The organism is Terribacillus saccharophilus, from assembly GCF_000725365.1.
GTDB classification, from domain to species: domain Bacteria; phylum Bacillota; class Bacilli; order Bacillales; family Amphibacillaceae; genus Terribacillus; species Terribacillus saccharophilus.
The window spans coordinates 1,446,250-1,466,013 of record NZ_CP008876.1 but is presented as its reverse complement, the minus strand read 5'-3'; the positions used below and the strand labels follow the sequence as shown (position 1 = coordinate 1,466,013).

Here is a 19,764-nt window from a genome sequence, read left to right as displayed (position 1 = left end):
TACCTGAAATAGTATCACGTAAAAATAGATATCAACTACTATCTTTGCTTATTTCTAATAAGGAACGAGGTCATATATATGGACAAAAATATTAAAGATAGCCTGCACAATCGCAGTATGTATCTGCCAGGAAATAAAGAATTAGCAGAACGTCAAAACGCATGCCTAGAACGACTATACGACTTTAATCAAACGCGTCCAAGCGAAATAGATAAGAGAGAGGCTTTGCTCAAAGAGATGTTTGCTGAAATCGGGGAAAATTGCTATATTGAGCCCCCCTTTCATGCAAATTGGGGTGGCAACCACGTTCACTTTGGAAATAACGTATATGCTAACTTCAATCTAACTTTAGTTGATGACACCCATATCTATATTGGAGATTATACAATGATAGGTCCTAACGTAACGATAGCAACAGCTGGACACCCTATCTTACCTGAACTTCGTGAAAAAGCATATCAATTTAATGTACCAGTAACTGTAGGAAGAAACTGTTGGATAGGCGCTGGTGCAATTCTTCTACCAGGTGTTTCAGTAGGAGACAATACAGTCATTGGTGCAGGTAGTATAGTTACAAAGGACATTCCTTCAAATGTTGTAGCTGTAGGAAATCCGTGCCGAGTACTCAGAGAGATTACTGACCATGACAAAGAATTTTATTTCAAGAATTTAAGAGTAGCAGATAACTAATAAGGTGAAAGAAGCCACACTCAATTAAAGTGTGGCTTTTTGCTATATATTATTGAGTTTTATACTTAATGTCTGGAAACTCACAAGAAGACGTGACAGAAGAAGCATTGGCTTGATAAAAAGCAGAGAGAGCAGTTTTTAATAAATGGTTGGGATCATTCCTCCATCTATCCGGATTGGGGATCCCTTAAATGCAGAAGCATAAGGACTGCATAAGAATGCAGCTAGTCTTCCTATTTCAATTGGTCTAATAAATCGTTGTATATCAGATTGAGGTTGATTATTAATCATAAAATGTTTTTCTTTATCAGCAAATGAGATGTCCTTATCATTGTATATTCCCTCAATAATTTGCTGTACATTTTCCGATAAAGTTGGTCCTGGCATAATTGTATTAATAGTAACTTCGGAACCTTTTGTTAGAATGGATAGACTCTTAGATAAAGACAAGACCATGGATTTCGTCATACTATATTGAGGCATTAGTCCTGAAGGCATAGATGCTTCTTCACTTGCAATAAATAGAATGCGGCCATCATTATTTCCCAACATTTTCGGTAAATAATATTTGGATAAGCCATTTGCAGCTAATACATTGGAACGGAAGTATTTTTCCCATACGCTATCGGTTATATCTTCATATTGCATAATTTCATAGATGCCCACATTGTTAATTAAAATATCTACATAAGGAAACTTCTCAAATAATGCTTCTCTTTCATGAGAATCAACAATATCAGCTGTGGCACTTTGAGGAGAAGTGGTTGGGCAAGTTGATTTGATTTCCTTAACAACTCGTTCAACATCCTTTTCATTCCGTCCATTTACAAAAACGTTAACCCCTTCCTTAGCCAATTCTAAAGCAATTGCCTTGCCTATTCCCTTGGTAGAACCAGTAACTAAAGCAGTTTTATTTTTTAATGCCATTTCCATCTTGTTTTTCTCCTTTGGGTATTCATTTAAGATTGTTTGATTTTATGTTCAGCTCGCCAGTTCAAGGGGGTGTTATCTTCCCAGAAACGAAAGGCCCGATAAAATGAGCTTTGATCTTTATAACCTAGAAGAAAAGCTACTTCCTTAAGATCTAAAGATGGATTAGCTAAATATTCTCTCGCCTGTTCATGACGTACTTCCCTTAAAAGCTCTTTAAAACTTGTATGTTCATCAGTCAGCCGCCGTTGAAGGGTCCGTTCACTCATATCCAGTTCACTTGCTATATCTTTTAAATCTAGTTTTTCCTTAGTTAAGCTGCGTTTTAAAATCCACTTAACTATCTCTGTTATAGAGAGACGACCTGTGTGTTTTTCTAATGTTTGATCCAAAACTGGTGTTAAAATATCTAGTAATTCATCATTGTATGAAACAAATGGATGATCAAGATCGTCTTTGTCCAATATTAATCGATTACGTTCTGCAACAGTTTTAATAGGACAGCCAAAGTAATCTTCAAGCACCTGTACTTGATTCATTGCATATGTAAATTCTACTGAGGTTGCTTTTATAGGCAATCCTGTGCCGCGACGTCCTAGTTCTAGTAGAAATACAAGTAACGTACCAATTAGCAATGGTGGAACAGGTATATCAGTTCTATCCCAACTAACTTCGATAATGCACTGCTTCCCTTCTTCTACAATATGAATATTTTCCGGGGGACACATTTTTTTATAACTAGCCATTCTGTTTAAAGCATCCCTATAGTCACGAGCATGATAAGCAGCCAGTACAGGTGGTGGATATTGAGAAGTTTCTATTGCTGTTGGAAGCATAAGCATTCCACCTTCTATGTCATCAATAATGTCAGAAAAAGCCTGCCATAATGCAATGTATTGTTCCGTAGTAACCTCGGATTTGGTTATAACAGTCAGAGGCATTTTTGCCTTTCTAACAACTTCTTGAACCTTAATTCCTAGTTTAGAAAACCCCGCCCAGAGTCCATCGGGAATTCTGATATTACTTTGTGAAGTCATATCCTGCACCTCTCTTTATATAGACATATTTACGTAACCTGGCAAAATTCAAGCCAACATGATTGGGGATACTATTTTATTTTAATCCTATTATCTAGTTATGTAATTAGCATTACCTGACAATACACTTACAATGGACGTCAAACATCAATCTATAATCTTGGCAAGAGTCTAATGTTTATTTAGATAAATAGTGTTCAGGGAATGTAAAAAAGCTGAACACCAATAAGTGAACAGCTTTTAGCTATTTCGATATTTATTATAGTAAATCATATGGTATATGAAATCGAAATAAGCAGCAGATAAAATCTGCTGCTTACATTGATTAGCTCGGACGAACTAAAATTTTACATTCATTTTTATCCCCTATTAGTTTTTCAAACCCGTCTTCCACAATGTTATCTAACGCTATAATACTAGTAATAACTGGTTCAACATTCAATGATCCTTTTGCTAACAAATCAATTGCTTGGGCAAAGATATTATTGTAACCGAGTGAAGAATTGATTTTTTTCTCACTGACTACTTGCATTGTAGGGTGATAGTTAACTGGATTGGCAAAGACACTGACAATCATGAATTCCCCATTAGGTTTTATGCAATCAAGAGATTGATTGAAGGTAGCTTCCACTCCGGCAACATCAAATGAAACGTCCACACCGCCATTTGTATTATCTTTAATAATTTGAACAGCATCTTCTTCTGCTGGATTTATTACTATGTCTGCACCCATTTTCAATGCTAATTCCCTGCGTTCTTCACTAACTTCAGCAACAAAAATTTTACTTGCTCCTGCTGCTCTCAAACTCTCTGATAATAGCAATCCAATCGGTCCTGCACCAAAGAGAGCGACACTGTCTCCAATTTTAAATTTGCTTTTTCTGATTGCCTGCAACACAACAGCGAGTGGTTCTACTAAAGCTGCCAATTCATAGCTGAGTGTATCAGGTAGTGTAAACACATTCGCTTCTTTTACTACAACGTATTCCGCAAATCCACCATTCTCATGAATTCCGTATGATTTCATATCAGGACATATATTATAGTTTCCTGTTTTGCAGGTATCACACTCGCCACATCCCCAAATAGGTTCAACGGCTACTCTGTCACCAGCTTTAAATTTCGTTACATTGTCACCCACTTCAACAATTTCACCTGTAAACTCATGACCTAAAATCATTTTATCTTCTGTTACAAAGGTCTTATGTAGGTATTCATGTAAATCAGTACCGCATATACCTGCGAACTTAACTTTTACTTTAACCGTATCCTTGGACACTTCTGGTTCAGTAATATTTTCAACCTTTACGTTTTTCGATCCGTAATATACTAAAGATTTCATCGTATTATCCCCTTTTTTCAATTAACTAGTTATGTCCTAGTCTCTATTAGTTTGTAATGTCTTTGATGTATTGTCCAATATCATTGCTTTGTTCATCAAGATTTTGTATGTCTTCCATGAACTCCACCATTACACGGGATTGCTCCTCCGATGCAGTGGATACTTCCCCTATGCTCAATGTCAAATTCTCCATATTGTTCTGGATTTCTTGAAGTGACTGGCCAATCGTACCGACTGCTTCCTTCGTTCCAATAGATAGCTTTCGAATCTCATCTGCCACGACGCCGAATCCTCTGCCAGCATCACCAGAGCGGGCTGCTTCAATAGCTGCATTCAAGCCCAATAAGTTCGTCTGTGTTGAAATATCTTCAATCAGTTGAACAACCTTACTAATCTCCTGGGAGTTTTCATTTGCATGTGCGGCTTGACCATTAATATCTGTGCTCGTAGCAGAAAGCTCCTCAGCTTGCGCTGCAACTTGTTGTACTTTTCCTTGCAGACTGCTGACAATGGTGCGTAATTCATCCAGCTCTTTATCAAGAATCTCTTCGTCTTTTAAGGTTTTGGTGATTTGGAATACACCGACAATCTCCCCGTTTTCATCACGTATAGGATTAGCGGAGTATTGCATACCAACACCATAACGCTCTTTTGGAATATGTATTTGTACCTTTTCTCCATGAAGTGCTTGACGTAGTATATCGTTATCCTCAGAAAAAGCAAAATCGCCGACATTAACGCTATAGTCAAAGTCTTTCGACTGGGAAGAAAAGATAAAATTCTCTGTGTCAGTAACGACAACAGCACAATTTTCACCAAGGTTTTTTTTGATTTCAGGTGCTAATTTGACCAATGCTTGTAGTGTAAGATGCATATTGTAATCTCCTATTCCTGATTAGTTACTTTCTTCATTGTTTCAATGATTTGTTTGCTCTTTTCGTCCAAAGCTTGAATGTCATTCATGAATTCGACCATGACAACAGACTGTTCCTCTGATGAAGTAGAGACTTCACTAATGCTGAGTGTCAGATTTTCAATGCTGGATCTTATCTCTGTTAAGGATTTCCCGATAGTTTGCACTGCTTCCTTCGTATTATCGGAAAGTTTACGGATTTCATCCGCCACGACGCCGAAGCCTTTTCCTGCTTCGCCAGAACGAGCTGCTTCGATGGCTGCATTTAATCCAAGAAGGTTTGTCTGTGTGGAAATTTGTTCAATTAATTGAACCACTTCGCCTATTTGGCGGGAGTTTTGGTTTGCACTGTTCGCTTGCTGGTTAATGTCACTACTAGTAGCAGAAAGTTCCTCTGCTTGTGCAGCTACATGCTGTACCTTACCTTGCAATGCATCGATGACCTCATTCAGTCTGTTAAGCTCTTTATCCAGCTTCTCTTGATGCTCCAAAGTCCGAGATAAAGACAAAAGACCAACGATCTCGTTTGTTTCCTTATCCCGAATAGGCGTTATGGAAGTTACGACTGGTACACCGAAAACTTCAGGATCCTCGGTTTTGGAAATAATGTGTTCCCCTTTGATTGCTCGCAGATAAACCTCATGTTCATCTAGTCTTGTTTTTCCTGCTTCAACGTCTAGCTTCAAAAGAGTTGATGGAGCAAAATAGACAAACTTCTCTGTATCCATTACACCTATAGCAGCTGTCGGGCCTAGTGTATCTTTTATAATGGGGGCAATATTGACTACTGCCTGAATCGTAGAATTCATAAAACAAGCTCCTCCGTATGTATTCTTCTATATACATATCGGTCAGAAGTACTATAATGTGAAGCGCTTCACTAAAAAAAGTCTGATTTTGTCACAATTTGTAGAATGGTTTTATATAAGTGGAAAAGTAGATAGAAGAGTGGCCAAGACTCAAGATGCGATTAAAAAAGCATTTCTAGAGCTCATGAATGAAAAAAAATTCGAAGCTATAACTATTCAAGATATATCGGATAGAGCAAACTTGAATCGTAGTACCATCTATCTGCATTATTTAGATAAATACGATTTACTAGATAAGTTGATTGATCAGCATATCCAAACTCTCACAGAAATGGATATATGGGCATGTGAAGAGGAATGGGAAGATGCAATTTTAATCTACGTCAAATACTTTGAAGATAATTCTTTATTCTTTTCGACGATGTTGACAAGTAAAGCAGCAGCACCTTCTTTCCGTAGCAAATTTTTAAAGTATGCCAGAGATGGGTTTAAAAAAGAGTTGGAAGGATCAAACGTAAATAATAAGGGTTTGAGCGATGATATTATCGTAGAATTTGCTTCAAATGCATATGTAGGTGTATTGGAGACATGGTTAAAGGAAGGAATGACTTCTACTTCTCAGTCATTGGCAAAGGATTTGGGAATTTTGTTGGAGAGGATTTTATAAGATTTTTTTTGAAAAACAAAAGTGAAGCTGCTTAAAAAGCTGCTTCACTTTTTTCAATTGATCAATTAAAAGTCCACTTTAATGAACGAGGATCAAACCTATCGACTTTTTGTATCTCTTAAAGAACTTATTATGCAGAAGGCATAAATCTTTTACTGAACAGTTACTAATTCTGTAACTGTAAGATCAATATCCCATCGCTCTTCAATGATTCTTTCTTTCTTATCCGACCATTCCTCATTTGGTTTTTCCTCAGTTAACGTAAAACCAAATTTATTATAAAGGTGACGTGCTGCAACCAATTTGCTGAAAGTCCATAAATATACATGCTTATAACCACTCTCTTTACAGAAATTCATTGCGGTATTCATTAACCTTTTGCCTAGTCCTAAGCCTTGAGAATTTTCATTTAGAATAAACCATTTTATCTGTGCAATTGAATCACTGGTCTTCCCTACAGCGATGGAACCGACTTTCTCTCCATCCACTTCTGCAATCCAAAGCTGACTGCCATCTATATCAAGAATAAATTCACTTATGCCCTTCAGTACATAATACTCAAAGATAGATCCAAAATTATATTCTTGTTTGTAAAACTCTCCATGTAATTGTGCAACAAATCCTGCATCTCCAGGTTGAAATGGACGAATGACAACTTCCTTTTCTCCATAAGTCTTTGAATTTATAGATTGAATAGTTTCCATAGCTGCAACTAGGTCGGTTAAATCTCTATCAGGGATATGCTCAGTGATTTTTTCAATGCCACGTCTGCCCTTTTCAGCTAAGTCTGTGTAAATCTTTTCTCCATGATTTGTAAGATATAAAGCATACTGACGTTTGTCTTTTGTAGACTGTTCTTTTTTAAGGATATCTTCATTTTCCAATTGTTGAACAATCCGACTCATGTATCCACGATCAATACCTAACTTCTCCCGTATTTCAGTAGCAGTACAGCCACTATTCATATGTACCTCTGTAACAACCCTCGCTTCTGTTAAAGGTAGAGATGGATTGTATATTTCTTGATCAATTTTACCTAACACATTTGCATAATACCTATTAAAAGCACGGATCTTATCTAAGTAATGCATTCTTTTCATTATTAACCCCCCATAGTAAATGAATGTTCATATAATATATTTTATAGTTGCTTAAGTCAACTATTGTTATAAATGCTATGAGAGGAATCGTTCACTAACGCTAAGTTTAATTTTGAAAAAAGTCTGTATTTTTGTGCATTGTCTAAACTACTTTTGAAAGTTTTCGAAAATATTGCAGATGTCTTCTGTATACAGTCACGCACTTTTCGTCTAATTTTTAAAGAATATAAGAAAATTTGTCTATTGCTATATAATTTGTATGTGTTAGTATAATAGGTGCATTATTTGGAAAGCTGTTATTCAATATATCTGGATCTTTCCAAGCAGATAATTTTTGACCACTTCTCTCTTAAAGAGAAGTTTAAGGGCCATACGGACAGCCGGGTCAAATGCCGATTGGCAACTTTAGTTGCCCTATTGATTGAGTTAGAAGCTCAAATTTTATAAGTTGGTTACTTTACAACCAGTGCATCATCTGCACATCAACTTGTGAAACGGTCAATAAGAGTGGTAAAAGTAATTATTTGCTATTAGACTCTGATCCTTTTGATATATTCTTGAATATTAAAAAGCTTTCTTGCAAAAGACTCAGTTTAATTGAACTGCTTTTGTTATGGAATTACTATGCTATTTTAATATTGATAATTATATCTAAAGCAAGTGTGATGCGCGGTTATGCGTATTTGACACTTGCTTTTTTGTTTTAAGGGAGTTACATCAAGGTATTCTTTTCCTGTAGATAAGTAAGTGTCATGTACTCTTGGTTGTTTCGGTATTCTTCTTTGCTAGAAAAAATCTATCTTAGTTAGGAGACAAAAGAATGAGTAAAGCACTTATTATTGGCGCTGGCGGCGTGGCATCAGTCGCTGTCCACAAGGCAGTTCAAAATAGCGAGGTATTTGAAGAAATCTGTATCGCAAGCCGTACAAAATCTAAATGTGATGATTTAAAGGCTAAATTAGATGGCGGTAAAACAAAAATCACCACTGCACAAGTAGATGCAGATAACGTAGATGAGCTAATTGCTCTAATTGAAGAAGTAAAACCGGATATCGTAATGAACTTGGCTTTGCCTTATCAGGATTTAACGATTATGGATGCTTGTCTTGCAACAAAAACACACTATATGGACACAGCAAACTATGAGCCAGAGGATACAGCTAAATTTGAATATAAATGGCAGTGGGAATACCGCGAGCGTTTCGAAAAAGCAGGAATTACAGCTCTATTAGGCAGCGGTTTTGACCCAGGCGTAACAGGTGTGTTTTCTGCATATGCACTTAAACATTACTTTGATGAGATCGAATATATCGACATTCTTGATTGTAATGGCGGAGACCATGGCTATCCTTTCGCAACGAACTTCAATCCAGAGATCAACATTCGCGAGGTTTCTGCTAACGGAAGATATTGGGAAAATGGCGAGTGGATTGAAACTGAGCCAATGGAAATCAAGCGTGAGTATGACTTTGCTGAAGTTGGTAAAAAAGATATGTACTTGCTTTACCATGAGGAGCTTGAATCTCTTGCTCTAAATATTCCTGGTATCAAGCGTATTCGTTTCTTCATGACTTTCGGTCAAAGCTACCTTACACATTTGAAGGCTCTTGAAAATGTAGGTATGACTTCTATTGAACCGATTGAGTTTGAAGGCAAACAAATTATTCCGCTTCAATTCTTAAAAGCTGTATTACCAGATCCATCAACACTTGGACCACGTACAGTTGGCAAAACAAACATCGGCTGTATTTTCAGAGGTAAAAAAGACGGCCAAGACAAAACTTATTATGTATACAATGTTTGTGATCACCAAGCGTGCTATAAAGAAGTTGGTTCTCAAGCTGTTTCCTACACAACTGGCGTTCCCGCTATGATTGGCGCAGCTATGATCCTTACTGGTAAGTGGAACAAACCAGGTGTGTTTAATATCGAAGAGTTTGATCCCGATCCATTCATGGAAGAGTTGAACAAATGGGGCCTTCCATGGGTAGAAGATTTCAACCCTGTGCTTGTCGATGATTCAGCTGCAAAAGAGCAGGAGTCAGTACGTTAACATGCGGTTTGAAGAATTACCAACCCCTTGTTATGTAGTTGATGAAGACCTTGTAGAAAAAAATCTTAAAATCCTTAATGGTGTTATGCAGCGTACAGGAGCAAAAATTGTGTTGGCACAAAAAGCTTTTTCCATGACAACAATGTACCCTTTAATTGGAAAATATTTAAGCGGCACAACAGCGAGTGGCCTTTACGAAGCTCGCCTCGGTTACGAGGAAATGGGCAAAGAAAATCATGTCTTTGCCCCTGCCTATCGTGAAGATGAAATCGATGAGATCATATCCATTTGTGATCATATTATCTTCAATTCCTTTTCCCAGTTGGAAAAGTTCAAAGATAAGGCGCTTCAAGCCGGCAGGAAAGTTGGCTTGCGCATCAATCCTGAATGCTCTACACAAGATGGTCATGACATCTATGATCCCTGTGCGCCAGGTTCCAGATTTGGTGCGAAACAGGAAGATTTTTCTCAAGATTTGCTTGAAGGCGTCTCTGGACTACACTTCCATACCCTTTGCCAGCAAAATTCGGACGACTTAGAGACAACTCTAGATGCGGTGGAAGAAAAATTCGGCCAATGGCTACCACAAATGGAATGGATCAATTTCGGCGGTGGTCATCACATCACGAGAGAAGATTATGATATTCCAAGACTAGAATCTTGTATCAAAAGGATGCAGGATAAATATGGGTTAGAAGTATATCTTGAACCAGGAGAAGCCATTGCACTAAATGCAGGCTATCTGATCACTTCTGTCCTTGATATTCATAAAAATGGAATGGAAATTGCCATTCTTGACACTTCAGCAACTTGTCATATGCCTGATGTATTGGAAATGCCATACCGCCCTCCTCTATTTGGTTCAGGCGAAACTAGTGAAAAGCCATTTACTTATCGACTTGGCGGGCAAACCTGCCTTACAGGCGATGTAATTGGAGATTATTCTTTCGATCAGCCATTAAAAAGCGGCGATAGACTAGTCTTTGGAGATATGGCTATCTACTCCATGGTAAAAACCAACACATTTAACGGCATGCCGCTACCTGCCATAGCTGTACGAGATAAAGATGGCGATTGCCAAGTCGTACGCGAGTTTGGCTATCAAGACTTTAAGATGAGATTAGCTTGATTCAATTATAATTTCATACTTCACATCTTTAGGAATGCTGATTTTTTATAAATCGGACCATTCAAGTAGAGATGCTTTAAAAACCGGATTCTGAAAGAAGAATCCGGTTTTCTCATATAACTAGCCAGTTAAATATGAGCGAAACCTAAGGTCTACTTCTATAATACCTGGATACTAAGATACCTTTCTGAGAGCAGAGGTACTCATATGACGAGATCGTGCGCTAAGCTGTAGATCTCAACACCGCCAACTAATGGGATAAATATACAGTCTTTCAAATTTTAATTAAAGCTATTTACCTTAATGTATGTTACAGTGAGGTAAAACCTAAATTATTGTTGGCTTTTTACTCATCAGAACTCCAAGAGTCACCTTTAATGGAAAGGGGAACATTATGCTCACCCATGACATTAAGAAGGCATTAGAGTTTCTGATTCATTATGAAGATGTTAATATAACACACTCTTTTGATGAATATATACTCAGTTATTCTAAATTTACCGGTGGATTTCGTATAGAAAACACTTCGACTGGTCTTATTGATTTATTTAAAGATATTGAAACTTGTTCGGCTGCGGTGCACGACATTTTCATAAAAAAAGGTGTTTCAACCCTCTCCAATATAGTTCCATAATCAATTTGTGACAAAAAAAGAAGGGCAACCTATTTTCGGTTCCCCTTCTTTTTTTCTTACTCTAAAGATTAGCTTTGCACAATAAATTAATATTAGATGTACATTTAACTGAAATAATAGCAATTAATCTTTTCAATGTTTTAAGTGACTTTTATTGATTTTCTATTCACAACTGCTCTTGATATTTAGGTAAAAAGAAAGCTATAATTGCACCCACTAACGGAAGAAATGAAAGAATGGTGAATACTGTAGAAACACCAAAAGCGTCCGAAATACCGCCCATGAAAACAGAGCCAATTCCACCAGCTCCAACACCAAAACCGATAGCAAGTCCGGATGCAAGCCCTATACTTTGCGGCAGCATACGCTGCATATAGACTACACTTGCAGAAAACGAAGACAACACACTGAATCCGAAGAACAATAAAACAATAATTGATAAAACACCATGAACATGTGGAAAGATGAGCGCGAACGGTGTAGCAATCAGCATAGACAAAATAAGCAATTGTTTTGTACCAATCTTATCAGCCCACACTCCTCCTAAGTAGGTACCTAGTGCCCCTGCTCCCACAAATACGAAGCTAAGTATTTCTGCCTGCTGTACAGAAAGAGAGTCCATGAAAAATGGCAAAAAGACAACCACTCCAATTTGACACCAAGATCTGAGTATAATGATACAAGAAAGCAAGCTAGCTCCTAGATAGTTATTTGCGCCTTTTACTTTTTGGGTCGTCTTATGACGCTGAGTAATTATTAATTCCTCTTTTAACCAAGGTAGTATTTGAACAGTAATAAGCAAGGAGATGAACGCTATTGGTATAAGCCAAAGAAGTCCTTTTATCCCAGTATAGGTTATGAATACAGACACAATTAAAGGGCCAAATGCCTGTCCAGCGTTTCCCCCTACCTGGAATATTGCCTGAGCCAAGCTTTTCTTTGATCCCGATGCCAAATGCGTTCCTCTGGAGGCCTCTGGGTGAAATGCTCCTGAACCGAGCCCTGAGATTGAAATAAATAAAAGAAGCCAAGGTAATGATGGGGCGATTCCTGTTAGAGCCAGACCCATAATTGAACAGAATACCCCTGCTGGTAATAACCATACACGAGGCTTTCGATCTGCAATCATTCCAAAAAGCGGCTGAGAAACAGACGAAGTCAAATAAGACAATAAAACAATTAAAGTGGATTGGGTATAGTTTAATTCAAAAGCATGCTTGTAAAGTATAACTAAAGCAGGCACCATACCTGTTGTTACTAAATCATTTAAGAAATGAGAACCGCTAAACGTAAAGATAGCCCGGCGATAGAGGGGCTCTTGTTGTTGAGCTGATGACTGAGAAGCTTCCAATTAATGCACCTTCTTTATATATATAATCTCTCCTCTTCTATATTTTATATCAACCTAAATAATATGTCATAATAAAGATTGAATAATAAAGGAAACTACCGAAATTATTGTAAATTCCTAATAGTTTTAACCCAAGGAAGCCTAAGAAGGTGCATACAAAAAGGCTGTCATAATTGACAGCCTTTCGCGTATAAAGTATTTCTTAATATTGGTCTGATTCGCGACTTTTTTCCACTGCTTCATCCGTTGCTTCATTGGCAGCTAGTGAACCTTGTCCGAATTTAGTTTTTCCTGCTTCACGTCCAGGAAGCTTAGCTTCCTCGTTGTTTTCTTTGATTTCTTTCAGCTTCGCTTCAATGCCTTCCTTCACACGGCGGCCATACTCTTTATCTGCTTGTGTGAAGTGTTCAATCATGGCGCTTTGAATCGATTCATCACACACTGCTAACGCATTGGATAAGTTATTGATCAACTCGTCTCGCTCCCAATCTTCAAAGCTGCGATACGTTTCGCCTGCTTGTCCATAGTTATTCGGACGATCGATTGGAGCGCTCATTGCTGCTGCATTAAACGTAGGGCGATGCTGCGGACGCTCTCCTTTATCCGCTTCCTGTAAACCGCCCAGCATGGATGGTTCATAATTGATATGCGGATTATCGCCGGACTCTTTCGGGTCGCGGATATCCATTTGACCACGATGCTGATTGGTCTGGACCTGTGTCTTTGGTGCATTGACCGGCAGTTTCAAGTAGTTTGCCCCTACACGGTAACGCTGCGTATCGGAATAGGAGAATGTACGTCCTTGCAGCATTTTGTCATCAGAAAAGTCCATTCCATCGACAAGCACTCCTGTGCCGAATGCTGCTTGTTCGATCTCTGCATGATAATCGACTGGATTGCGGTCTAAGACCATCTTTCCAACTGGCAGCCACGGGAATTTATCTTCTGGCCATAGTTTTGTATCATCTAGAGGATCAAAATCCAGTTCTTCATGGTAGTCATCCTCCATGATCTGTACAAACAGTTCCCATTCAGGATAATCTCCTTGCTCTATTGCTTCAAACAGATCCTGTGTGGCATGGCCAGTGTTTTTACCTTGAATATAATTAGCTTCTTCTTGGGTCAGATTCCGGATGCCTTGCTTTGGTTCCCAGTGATACTTCACAAGGACAGCCTCACCCTTGTCATTTACCCATTTATACGTATTAACACCTGAACCTTGCATATGACGGTACGTTGCAGGTATACCATATGGTGAGAATAAGAATGTAATCATATGTGTTGCTTCCGGAGAACGTGAAACAAAGTCGAACATGCGCTGCGGGTTCGGAACGTTTGATACTGGATCTGCTTTAAATGCGTGAATCATATCTGGGAACTTCATCGCATCACGGATAAAGAAAATCTTAAGGTTGTTACCAACCAAGTCCCAGTTACCGTCTTCTGTGTACATTTTTACAGCAAATCCACGAGGATCCCGCTCTGTTTCCGGCGAATCTTTTGAGCCTGCTACAGTAGAGAAACGAACCATTAATGGTGTTTTCTTACCTTTACCTGAAAAGACTTTTGCCCTTGTATACTTCTCTACAGGCTCGTCTCCTACTTTTCCGTACGTTTCGAAGTAGCCAAATGCTCCGGCACCTCTAGCGTGTACAACTCGCTCTGGAACTTCTTCCCGATCAAAATGGGAAATCTTCTCGATAAAATGATAATTCTCAAGTGTTGCTGGACCACGGTCACCAATCGTACGGATATTCTGATTATCTGTAACTGGATGCCCCTGTCTCGTAGTTAACGTTTTTCTTTCGACATTTTTATCCTTATTCTCAGCCAAATTGGTGTACCTCCTTAGATTATTCGAAATAATTCTAACATTCTAATTTAGAATCTTCAATTATTATACTTGTTATTTAATATAAATTATTCAATTGTAATCATTACAATAAGTTGATCTTTCCGTTATAAACACCTAATTAAAGACAATTCTAATTTCCCCAGTTCTTATAAAAATTAAACGTAAAACTTGAAGTACTAACACGTATTATTTTAAAAAAGACTGTATACCAAATTGGTGTACAGTCTTTTAAATTACTCCTATTTATTTTCCGTAGTCACTTCAAGCGTTTATGGCTTTTTGTCCAACTTTTGAAAACTGATGTCCTTCAATATCAACATTCGGGATAAGTAATCTTTGCATACATGTTATCCTGATTCACTAATAGACTACATACACTGAAATACCGCTCTCGATAAAATGGGGAGGGATATCCTTAGTTTAGATACATTTAACCAATAAGTTTTAAACCTACTGCAGCACTAAGCACCATCGCCATAAACAACAGTCGTTTCCAACTTTTTGACTCCTCATAAAATAGGATGCCAACAAGTCCTGATCCGACTGTTCCTATTCCTGTCCATATAGCATAAGCAGTTCCCATTGGTAAAGATTGCATTGCTAAGCTCAGGAAAGTAAAACTGGCGGCTAGTCCTAATATAAACACGGAGAACGTTAACACAGTCTTCTTTTGACGTATCATGTTTAAACCTGTAACTCCAACAACTTCAAAGGCTCCAGCACATATAAGAAATATCCACGACATTACGCAGCAACCTCTTCTCTCTCCGGCTTTCCTGTCACTAACTTAAGACCAATAACACCAGTTAACAAGACAAGAATCAAGATTATCTTCATAGGCTTAAATGGTTCTCCAAAAGCCACTATTTCTAACAGTACTGTTCCTACTGTACCTAGACCAGTAAATACTGCATATGCAGTTCCAACCGGCAGTCCCGCAGTTGCCTTAGTAAAAAGTACGAATGAAGCAATAAGCAAGATTATAGTTCCACTCCATGTAAGTATATCGTAGGAATGCTTTAGTCCAGTAACCCAGCCTACCTCTAATACTGCCCCCATAACAACCAAAAACCAAGCGCGATTCATTAAAATTCTCCCTTCATTGCACGGATACCTTGCCAGTACACAAGCAAAGATTTTTCAGTACGCTCTTTTAAGCGCTCTGATGTACCGTACAAAAACTCTACAAATAATCCATCTAATAGTGTAAGAAAAGCTATTGCAGCAGCTTTTGAATCAACTGCGTATTTTTGTTCAAAAAGCGATTCAATTAAGTCCTCTAATTGATCAAGGTATTTATATGTTTCTTTTATTATTAATTCTCTGAGTTGCACTGGAGGAAAGAATGAACTCCTAATATAAAAACTTGTATTTGTATTCTTCTGGCAACGCTCCAAGTACTCATTAATAAATTGATTCAATAAATCTTTAAGAGATATGTCCTCATCATCTTCTAAAAATCTTTTAACAAATAATAATTCCTTTTCCACTGCATCTTGAAAGGCTTGCAGAAAAAGTTCCTCTTTACTTTTAAAGTGCGAATAAATAGACTGCTTTTTGATTCCTACATCACTAGCAATTGTGGATAGCGATGCACCTTCATATCCACTTTTAGCAATATGAATTTTTGCTATTTCAATTAGTTGATCAGATTTCATTATATCCCCCTTACGAACGGTCGTAAGGTAAAAATAACACTATACCAATATCTTGTCAAACCGAAATGTAAATTAATAAAATTAAAAGATAATGTTAATCTCTAGTTAGCCTCATTGGTCTGTTCGTTCCTGTTAAAAATTAGTGTAACCTGTTGTGCCAAACTTAACTGGATTGATAATCCTAGCAATCCGCTGATTGAAACACAAAAAAACTTCCCTTAGCAACAGTATTGTTAATTAACTGTTTACCTCAAGGGAAGCATTCTATATTTCATTAAAGAAGGTTTAAGTGTTATTTAATGAAATTTTTATTTACCTAAACCTGTTAGGAATTCAACAGTTTCTGGGTCGTAATGTGAGAAGAACAAACTTTGTTCTTGATCAAGTTGAGAAATTTTATTCATGTCCTCATTTGTTAATTCAAAATCAAAGACATCGAAATTCTGGATCATGCGCTCTTTCGTTACCGTTTTAGGAATTACAACTACATTGCGTTGAATGAGATAACGCAGTGCTACTTGCGCAACAGATTTATTATACTGCTCCCCAACCTCTTTTAGAGTTTCATTAGTAAAGAAATCATTTTTCCCTTCAGCAAAAGGACCCCAGGACTCGATTTGAGTACCGAACTTCTCCATTATCTTTTGTGCTTCCTTTTGTTGGTTGAAGACATGTGTTTCCACTTGGTTAACCATTGGAGTGATTTCGCTAAATTGAGCGATATCGATGAACCGATCAGGATAGAAATTACTTACCCCGATAGCTTTGATTTTTCCTGCTTTATAATACTCTTCCATAGCACGATACGTACCGTAATAATTATTAAAAGGCTGATGAATTAACAGTAAATCAATGTAGTTAGTTTGCAACAAACGCAAAGATTCATCGATGGATGCTTTAGCTTTTTCATAACCAGCATTAGAAATCCAAACTTTTGTCGTAATGAAGAATTCTTCCCGAGCAATGCCGCTTTTTCGAACTGCATTACCTACAGCTTCTTCATTACCGTATGCCTGAGCGGTATCAATGGAGCGATATCCGACTTCAATGGCTTCCGATACCACTCGTTCACATTCTTCAAGGTCATCGACTTGGTACACCCCGAAACCTAGTATTGGCATCTTGATTCCATTTGATAAAGTAATAGTTTCCATCATAAATCCCTCCTAAATGTATTCCTGAGACAAGTTAATCTTACTGCATTCGCGTTACACTAAGGCAAGTGAATTGATTCGTAATTTTCCCCTAGTAAGACATTATTAATCTATTAGTTTGCATTTCGCTCTACTTTCTATAATGTTTGAAGGACCGTTAAGAGCAATCTTAGAAAACTTTTATTTTTGTATCAGAAAACAGGCTTTACACTTATTCAGTGAACAGCCTGTTCTCATTCTTTATTTAGTCTTCCAATGAATCAAACAACTCATCGCTCACAGATTCCAGCCATTCAGGTTTACCTGCAGTTATTGCAATATGTTCAAACCAGCTATCCTTTGTAGCTCCATGCCAATGTTTTACACCATCATGTGTGACGATAACATCGCCAGCTTTTAAGAATTGCGCAGTTTTTCCTTCTTCTTGGTACCAGCCTTCTCCGCCTGTCACTAACAGAATTTGAAACCCATCACGGTGAATTTGCCAGTTATTTCTGCAACCTGGTTCAAAGGTTACGTTCCCAACCCCAACATTCACTTTAGGATCAGCAACCAGTGTTTGAAGGTAACTTTGTCCTACGAAAAATTGTGCAAATGCATCATTTTTTTCTCCCACAGGGAAAATGACGCCATTTTTCACTTCTTCATGTTTTGCCATCTTAATTCCTCCAATTAAATTTTCATTGGTTCTTGTGTAAATTAACTCCTACTACTATTTCTATTGCTATTCTTATTTTCCACTAAATACTGGGAAGAAGCTATGTTCACCATAATCCTTGATGAGCTCTATATTTTTTAATGTTTCCATATCATCATCGCTGATTGAAAAATCAAGTTCTGCATTATTTCTCATGTGTTCCGGATTTGCCGTCTTAGGAATCACTACAAGACCCAGCTGGATATCATAGCGCAAGCAAAGTTGAGCAACAGTTACTCCATATTTATCAGCTATCACTTTCACCTCTGCATTATCAAGAACTGCACCATGTGCAATTGGTGAATAAGCCTCTACCAGGATGTCATTCTTCTGGCAGAATTCAATTAATTCCATAGGAGTATTGCTTATATGTGCCAATACTTGATTTACCATAGGTTTGATCTCACAGTTCGCAAGAATGTTCTCCACATCATCCTGCAAGAAGTTAGAAAGGCCAATTGCCTTCACCTTGCCTTTCTTATAAGCATCCTCCATTGCTTTCCAAGCTTCCTTATTTTCTTCAAAGTAGCGGTTATCATCACGGAATTCATCCCATGGCTGTGGACTGTGAATAATCAGCAAGTCAATATAATTAAGTTTCATCTTTTTTAAAGACTCATCAATGGACTGAGAAACTGCATCATAGGTTTTTGCTTCTGCAACAACCTTTGTTGTGATGAAAAGGTCTTCTCTTGTCACACCGCTAGACCGAATTCCTTCGCCTACACCGGCTTCATTCATATAAGCCTGAGCAGTATCAATATGACGATATCCCATAGATACCGCATCACGTACCGCCTGCACTGTCTGCGCGTCATCCAGGAGCCATGTACCAAGACCTAACTTCGGAATTTCGATACCATTTGATAATTTGTAAGTTTCGTTCATCATGATTCTACTCCTTTGTTATTCTTTAGATTTTGTCCGTTACCTTAATTCGTTTACGCTAGCTAATGCGTTTAATGTCCTTGGAAAGCCTATATATGGAAGGCAGTGAGTGATAGCAGCAATCAATGTCTCTTTGTCATTTCCTACATTCTTGTTTCCTTGCACATGTGCTTTCACTTGACCTTCTGCACCGCCCAATGCACTGATAATACACAGAGTTAACAATTCCCGCGTTTTCAGATCTAGCCCTTTCCGAGTATAGAAATCTCCGAAGCAGAAAGCGGAGAGATAATCTTGAATATGCTTTTGATCATCTGGGGCACTTTCCCGCATTTTTGCAATTACATCACCGAATATTTCTGATTGAACAGCAATTCCTTTTTCCAGACGGTTATCTTCATTGACTGTTTTTTGGCTCTCAATAGGTAACATGATATTTTTCGCTTGAAAGACATCATTGATTTCATTTATAGCATTTAGCGTTTTAGGGAATCCAATGTACGGCACACACTGATAAACAGCCTCTTTGATTTCAATTGGTGTTAGACCAATATTTAAAGCTGCATCTACATGTGCTTTTAGTTGAGGCAATGTTTGGTTGGTGGCAAGAACAACTAGAGTAATCAACTCCCGATGTTTGTCAATCAGGTTACCTTGATAAAAGACTTCCCCAAAAATAAAACGGCTTAGAATGTCCTGAAAATCAGGATCAGTAGCCTGCACAGCAGTTTCTCCTTCACCAAATAGCTGCTTGAACTTTTCCTTGCTTTTTTCAATACGGTCCATAGCTAAACCTCCTAAATCATGCCGTATTTTATTACCTTTTATATTCGATATTTTAATGCGCTCACAACCGT

The 19,764-nt window shown here is 37.8% G+C and carries 18 protein-coding genes and 1 pseudogene; 4 read left to right on the top strand and 15 right to left on the bottom strand.

What is annotated here, in order from left to right:
* Nucleotides 1-78 precede the first annotated feature (78 nt).
* Complete coding sequence (locus tag GZ22_RS07395) at nucleotides 79-690, top strand: sugar O-acetyltransferase (RefSeq protein WP_038560635.1); 612 nt, start codon at nucleotides 79-81, stop codon at nucleotides 688-690.
* 138 nt (nucleotides 691-828) lie between these two features.
* On the opposite strand, the gene GZ22_RS07390 is transcribed toward GZ22_RS07395, so the two are convergent.
* From GZ22_RS07390 to GZ22_RS19100, 5 genes and pseudogenes are all read right to left on the bottom strand, one after another.
* A complete protein-coding gene (locus GZ22_RS07390) occupies nucleotides 829-1,623 on the bottom strand; it encodes an SDR family NAD(P)-dependent oxidoreductase (RefSeq protein ID WP_038560632.1) in 795 nt (264 codons plus the stop codon).
* Nucleotides 1,624-1,649: 26 nt separating this feature from the next.
* The gene (locus GZ22_RS07385; RefSeq protein WP_038560627.1) at nucleotides 1,650-2,657 is read right to left on the bottom strand and encodes an AraC family transcriptional regulator; all 1,008 of its coding nucleotides are present in this window, start codon (nucleotides 2,655-2,657) and stop codon (nucleotides 1,650-1,652) included.
* A 325-nt stretch (nucleotides 2,658-2,982) separates the two neighbouring features.
* Entirely contained in the window at nucleotides 2,983-3,999 is a 1,017-nt protein-coding gene (locus tag GZ22_RS07380) for a 2,3-butanediol dehydrogenase (protein WP_038560624.1), read from the bottom strand.
* 46 nt (nucleotides 4,000-4,045) lie between these two features.
* The gene (locus GZ22_RS18980; protein ID WP_038560621.1) at nucleotides 4,046-4,873 is read right to left on the bottom strand and encodes a methyl-accepting chemotaxis protein; all 828 of its coding nucleotides are present in this window, start codon (nucleotides 4,871-4,873) and stop codon (nucleotides 4,046-4,048) included.
* 11 nt (nucleotides 4,874-4,884) lie between these two features.
* Nucleotides 4,885-5,217: pseudogene (locus GZ22_RS19100) on the bottom strand (methyl-accepting chemotaxis protein); the annotation flags it as partial.
* A gap of 619 nt (nucleotides 5,218-5,836) precedes the next feature.
* Between GZ22_RS19100 and GZ22_RS07365 the strand changes: the two are divergent.
* Nucleotides 5,837-6,388, top strand: coding sequence for a TetR/AcrR family transcriptional regulator (locus GZ22_RS07365; protein WP_038565761.1), 552 nt, complete (start codon nucleotides 5,837-5,839; stop codon nucleotides 6,386-6,388).
* A 152-nt stretch (nucleotides 6,389-6,540) separates the two neighbouring features.
* On the opposite strand, the gene GZ22_RS07360 is transcribed toward GZ22_RS07365, so the two are convergent.
* Nucleotides 6,541-7,488, bottom strand: a complete 948-nt coding sequence (locus tag GZ22_RS07360) for a bifunctional helix-turn-helix transcriptional regulator/GNAT family N-acetyltransferase (RefSeq protein WP_038560615.1) — start codon at nucleotides 7,486-7,488, stop codon at nucleotides 6,541-6,543.
* Nucleotides 7,489-8,308: 820 nt separating this feature from the next.
* On the opposite strand from GZ22_RS07360, the gene GZ22_RS07355 reads away from it, so the two are divergent.
* Nucleotides 8,309-9,541, top strand: a complete 1,233-nt coding sequence (locus tag GZ22_RS07355) for a saccharopine dehydrogenase family protein (RefSeq protein WP_038560612.1) — start codon at nucleotides 8,309-8,311, stop codon at nucleotides 9,539-9,541.
* 1 nt (nucleotide 9,542) lies between these two features.
* Nucleotides 9,543-10,670 carry a carboxynorspermidine decarboxylase gene (gene nspC / locus GZ22_RS07350; RefSeq protein ID WP_038560609.1) on the top strand — a complete coding sequence of 376 codons (1,128 nt, stop codon included), beginning with the start codon at nucleotides 9,543-9,545 and terminating at the stop codon, nucleotides 10,668-10,670.
* 800 nt (nucleotides 10,671-11,470) lie between these two features.
* On the opposite strand, the gene GZ22_RS07340 is transcribed toward nspC, so the two are convergent.
* The 9 genes from GZ22_RS07340 to GZ22_RS07300 all read right to left on the bottom strand — a co-directional run bounded on the left by GZ22_RS07340 (nucleotide 11,471) and on the right by GZ22_RS07300 (nucleotide 19,693).
* Complete coding sequence (locus GZ22_RS07340; RefSeq protein WP_038560604.1) at nucleotides 11,471-12,655, bottom strand: MFS transporter; 1,185 nt, start codon at nucleotides 12,653-12,655, stop codon at nucleotides 11,471-11,473.
* A 202-nt stretch (nucleotides 12,656-12,857) separates the two neighbouring features.
* Nucleotides 12,858-14,489: a catalase gene (locus GZ22_RS07335; RefSeq protein WP_038560601.1), complete on the bottom strand. Its 1,632-nt coding sequence runs from the start codon at nucleotides 14,487-14,489 to the stop codon at nucleotides 12,858-12,860.
* Between the two features lie 451 nt (nucleotides 14,490-14,940).
* On the bottom strand, nucleotides 14,941-15,255 hold the full coding sequence (locus GZ22_RS07330) for a DMT family transporter (RefSeq protein WP_038560599.1): 315 nt from the start codon (nucleotides 15,253-15,255) through the stop codon (nucleotides 14,941-14,943).
* Entirely contained in the window at nucleotides 15,255-15,596 is a 342-nt protein-coding gene (locus GZ22_RS07325) for a DMT family transporter (RefSeq protein WP_038560596.1), read from the bottom strand. Before GZ22_RS07325 ends, GZ22_RS07330 begins: the two co-directional genes overlap by 1 nt.
* The gene (locus GZ22_RS07320; protein ID WP_038560592.1) at nucleotides 15,596-16,168 is read right to left on the bottom strand and encodes a TetR/AcrR family transcriptional regulator; all 573 of its coding nucleotides are present in this window, start codon (nucleotides 16,166-16,168) and stop codon (nucleotides 15,596-15,598) included. Before GZ22_RS07320 ends, GZ22_RS07325 begins: the two co-directional genes overlap by 1 nt.
* A 308-nt stretch (nucleotides 16,169-16,476) precedes the next feature.
* Entirely contained in the window at nucleotides 16,477-17,322 is an 846-nt protein-coding gene (locus GZ22_RS07315; protein ID WP_038560589.1) for an aldo/keto reductase, read from the bottom strand.
* A 244-nt stretch (nucleotides 17,323-17,566) separates the two neighbouring features.
* Nucleotides 17,567-17,980, bottom strand: coding sequence for a cupin domain-containing protein (locus GZ22_RS07310; protein ID WP_038560585.1), 414 nt, complete (start codon nucleotides 17,978-17,980; stop codon nucleotides 17,567-17,569).
* 72 nt (nucleotides 17,981-18,052) lie between these two features.
* Nucleotides 18,053-18,910 (bottom strand): aldo/keto reductase, encoded by an 858-nt coding sequence (locus GZ22_RS07305; protein WP_038560582.1) that lies wholly within the window; start codon nucleotides 18,908-18,910, stop codon nucleotides 18,053-18,055.
* A 36-nt stretch (nucleotides 18,911-18,946) separates the two neighbouring features.
* A complete protein-coding gene (locus tag GZ22_RS07300; RefSeq protein ID WP_038560579.1) occupies nucleotides 18,947-19,693 on the bottom strand; it encodes a carboxymuconolactone decarboxylase family protein in 747 nt (248 codons plus the stop codon).
* Between the last annotated feature and the right edge of the window lie 71 nt (nucleotides 19,694-19,764).

Excerpts from the sequence above, each read along its gene's own strand:
- GZ22_RS07395 (WP_038560635.1), top strand. The coding sequence starts at position 79 with ATGGACAAAAATATTAAAGATAGCCTGCACAATCGCAGTATGTATCTG.
- GZ22_RS07390 (WP_038560632.1), bottom strand. The coding sequence starts at position 1,623 with ATGGAAATGGCATTAAAAAATAAAACTGCTTTAGTTACTGGTTCTACC.
- GZ22_RS07385 (WP_038560627.1), bottom strand. The coding sequence starts at position 2,657 with ATGACTTCACAAAGTAATATCAGAATTCCCGATGGACTCTGGGCGGGG.
- GZ22_RS07380 (WP_038560624.1), bottom strand. The coding sequence starts at position 3,999 with ATGAAATCTTTAGTATATTACGGATCGAAAAACGTAAAGGTTGAAAAT.
- GZ22_RS18980 (WP_038560621.1), bottom strand. The coding sequence starts at position 4,873 with ATGCATCTTACACTACAAGCATTGGTCAAATTAGCACCTGAAATCAAA.
- GZ22_RS07360 (WP_038560615.1), bottom strand. The coding sequence starts at position 7,488 with ATGAAAAGAATGCATTACTTAGATAAGATCCGTGCTTTTAATAGGTAT.
- GZ22_RS07355 (WP_038560612.1), top strand. The coding sequence starts at position 8,309 with ATGAGTAAAGCACTTATTATTGGCGCTGGCGGCGTGGCATCAGTCGCT.
- nspC (WP_038560609.1), top strand. The coding sequence starts at position 9,543 with ATGCGGTTTGAAGAATTACCAACCCCTTGTTATGTAGTTGATGAAGAC.
- GZ22_RS07330 (WP_038560599.1), bottom strand. The coding sequence starts at position 15,255 with ATGTCGTGGATATTTCTTATATGTGCTGGAGCCTTTGAAGTTGTTGGA.
- GZ22_RS07325 (WP_038560596.1), bottom strand. The coding sequence starts at position 15,596 with ATGAATCGCGCTTGGTTTTTGGTTGTTATGGGGGCAGTATTAGAGGTA.
- GZ22_RS07320 (WP_038560592.1), bottom strand. The coding sequence starts at position 16,168 with ATGAAATCTGATCAACTAATTGAAATAGCAAAAATTCATATTGCTAAA.
- GZ22_RS07315 (WP_038560589.1), bottom strand. The coding sequence starts at position 17,322 with ATGGAAACTATTACTTTATCAAATGGAATCAAGATGCCAATACTAGGT.
- GZ22_RS07310 (WP_038560585.1), bottom strand. The coding sequence starts at position 17,980 with ATGGCAAAACATGAAGAAGTGAAAAATGGCGTCATTTTCCCTGTGGGA.
- GZ22_RS07305 (WP_038560582.1), bottom strand. The coding sequence starts at position 18,910 with ATGATGAACGAAACTTACAAATTATCAAATGGTATCGAAATTCCGAAG.
- GZ22_RS07300 (WP_038560579.1), bottom strand. The coding sequence starts at position 19,693 with ATGGACCGTATTGAAAAAAGCAAGGAAAAGTTCAAGCAGCTATTTGGT.